The organism is Mesorhizobium sp. P5_C1 (assembly GCF_054049815.1).
Genome location: NZ_JBFULQ010000635.1, coordinates 1 through 2,864 on the forward strand (window position 1 = coordinate 1; position 2,864 = coordinate 2,864).

The following is a 2,864-nucleotide window of genomic DNA, read 5'->3' on the forward strand; positions in this document are numbered from 1 at the left end:
GGGCGAGAAGCTTCCAAAGTCCTCCGCCATCGACGAACTCGAGCGTTTGATGGCGACTTATCATCCCGGGCGCTAGTCTAAAGGACGGCGGTTTCGCATGATCGCCCATCACCAACAAAGCGAGAAACCGTTCAAAACGCCGTATGGGTAGGATCATCAACCCCGGTATCGCTTGAACGATCAACTGTCAGGGATGCGCTACTGGCGGTCATCCGACGAGGTGCCAGCCCCAGGTCTGAATGGACAGACTTGCAAGCGATTTGCCGTCCTTGCCCCACATAGCCCAAAGCTTATCTTGGGGAGGGCGCGCTCAGCAAGTGACGAGCTCGGTGTGGCCAAAGCCCTTGGAGTAATCGAGCACTGAGATGACCGAAGGCATCACGCGAAATATGCGCACCTGCTCCGGCGTCGGCATCGGGCCCGGCAGCGAAACTTGCTCGGGATACTTCAGCGGCAGCATCCGCAGGACCTTTTCCGCTTCGGCCCGGTCCACCACCGGCTGCGCACGCGCCGCCATAGAAAGTCCAGTGATGTCCATCACCTGTGGCGCGTCGTGATCGATGGTCAAGGACACGCGATCGTCTCGCGCCAGATTCGCAGCCTTTTGGCTTTCCAGACCGCAGAGGAAGTAAAGCGTAAGACCTTCGTTAACGTAGCCGACGGTCGTCGCCTGCGGCCAGCCGTCCGGCCTCAGCGTTGCAACCGTCATGATCCGATGCTGATCCAACAACGTCTCGATCTTGTTTCTGCTCTCTTCGTCCATCTGCTGTCTCCAAAATCATTGCTGACCGTGACCATGGTAGGGGCCGTAGGGCCGTCTCGCATTGACGCACATCAACACAATGGCGGGCAAACGCGCATCGGTCGCGTTCGCTGGCGGAACGAAAGGCAAATCAGTTGTGCCCGCTCTGCGGCAAAAGGTTCGTTTCCTTGGCTATGCTCAATGTCAGCATTTCGCAGCGCCAAGCGGACTTGGCCAGCGTGCGCAAAGCGCGGCAGGGGATTGTCGAGTTGCGGCCGGGGACGGCGAGAGCCACTCCCCGTCGACCCAATCGCTGGTTCGCAGCCGGCTCGGCACCGGCGGAAAAGAGGGAACAATCCCAGGCTCTTAAGTTACCACCGAAAGGCTCGCCGAGGTCGGCTGCAACACGCCGGGGAACGGGCCGATCCTGGCGCGATGCCCGGACTGAAAGAGGTTGCTGTGGAGGTTGGCGATCCACTGCTTGCCTTCCGTCGTTAGCTCCAGATAGCGGATCGCGTCGCCGATATAGGGCTCGACCTGCAGCGTGAAGAAATCGGTGAAGATGGCGCCGAGATCGGCGGCGGTCTTGCAGCCGAGCTTTTCCACCATCCCGATCTCAGAGAACTCGGCAAACAGCGCCGGCAGCTTGCGGTGATAGAAGGGATCAGCGAGCTGGCCAATCAGGTCCGCGGCCCTGACCAGCGCCGGCTCGGTGTTGGTGACCTGGTAGGCCGGATCGTTCGGCACCGGAAAGCGCGTCATCTCGATCGCCGCGACGATGCGCTCCTCATTGACGAACTTCGAGGAAGCAAAACGTTGGCGCGCATAGATTTTGGCGCGCTCGATATGATAGGGCGCAAGCACCGCGTCGGAGGCGCCGCGCGGTGGCGTAAAGACGTCGCCGGCCTCGTTAATGACGAAGCTGTCCTCGGTGTCGCCCTGGCACACGCCGTGGACCATGCCGATGTCGTGGACAAGCAACGCGCAGGTATAATGCAGCCAGTCATCGGGGGTCAGGGATTCCGAAAGCAGCCGGCCGCGGATGATCTGCTGGCCAGCGAGCGTAACCATCAGCGTGTGCTCGATGTTGTGATAGAGGGCATTCGAATTGCCGATGCGCTCCAGGACAAGGCGGGCCGCTCCACCTATGTAGCTCGCATATTCCGGATTGCGATGCGAGAAATACTGAAGATAGAGGTCTGACAGATAGTCGCCGAGCCGGTCGGCCATGATGGAGATTGGATTGAGCATGACAATCGTTCCTGACCGCTTTGAAGCATGACAAGTCGCGCCGCGCGGCGGCCATCCTAGCACAGTTCCCAGATATTATCTTAGGACCGAGGCCACCGAGGCAGCGGCGACTACCGAATGTCGCTGCGGTCGCCCTCGCCACTCACGAAACCGTGGCCGCTGTCGGTGCTGCACACATCGACGACACACGATCACACCCGGGACTGCACACCAGATACGGTCAAGCCGTCGGTGCCGCGCTGCGCCGCTCGAGCGCGGTCTTGCGGATGATTTCCGCGATCTCCGGGCTGCTGCTGCACAGCATTTGGAAATCCACCGCATGCAGCGACAGGAGTGAGACCATCGTTGCAGCGCTCACGGTCGCCGAACGCGGTTCGCCGCTGATCAGCGCCATCTCGCCGAAGAAGGCGCCAGGGCCAAGCTCCACCGGGTTCGGCGTCGCGACGCTGACGCGCCCCTCTACGACGAAGAACATCTGATCACCGGGTTCGCCAATACGGCAGATCACGGCGCCCGCCGGCACCATGCGAGGTCTCAACGCGCGCACGATCTCGACCAGAACGGCCGGGCCGAGCTTCTGAAACAACGGCACGGTGGCGACCAATTGCCAATTACGGACGAAATCCCCGCGACGGACTTCTTGATAGAAGCCGGTGGCAAGAATACCGGCCCAGAGCCCGAAGATGCCGATGCCACTCATCATGACCGCCCCAGCAAGGACGCGGCCGGCGAAGCTCTGCGGAATTTCGTCGCCATAGCCGGTGGTGGACAGCGTGACCACAGCCCACCACATTGCCTGGGGGATGCTGCCGAACTTTTCCGGTTGGATGTCGCGCTCGATGACATAGGCGGCCAGCGCGACAGCGAACAG

Annotated in this window: 2 protein-coding genes and 1 pseudogene; all 3 read right to left on the minus strand. The window is 61.2% G+C overall.

Translation table 11 applies throughout. From position 1 onward, the window contains the following. Positions 1-310: 310 nt before the first annotated feature. Positions 311-763 carry a pyridoxamine 5'-phosphate oxidase family protein gene (locus ACXJ7R_RS29160; protein ID WP_095089016.1) on the minus strand — a complete coding sequence of 151 codons (453 nt, stop codon included), beginning with the start codon at positions 761-763 and terminating at the stop codon, positions 311-313. A 345-nt stretch (positions 764-1,108) separates the two neighbouring features. Further along, a complete protein-coding gene (locus ACXJ7R_RS29165) occupies positions 1,109-1,993 on the minus strand; it encodes a metal-dependent phosphohydrolase (RefSeq protein WP_095089014.1) in 885 nt (294 codons plus the stop codon). A gap of 220 nt (positions 1,994-2,213) precedes the next feature. After that, positions 2,214-2,864, minus strand: a pseudogene (locus ACXJ7R_RS29170) (cyclic nucleotide-gated potassium channel); the annotation flags it as partial.

Bases quoted from the DNA above. Each gene is read 5' to 3' on its own strand.
- ACXJ7R_RS29160 (WP_095089016.1), bottom strand. From the start codon at position 763: ATGGACGAAGAGAGCAGAAACAAGATCGAGACGTTGTTGGATCAGCAT.
- ACXJ7R_RS29165 (WP_095089014.1), bottom strand. From the start codon at position 1,993: ATGCTCAATCCAATCTCCATCATGGCCGACCGGCTCGGCGACTATCTG.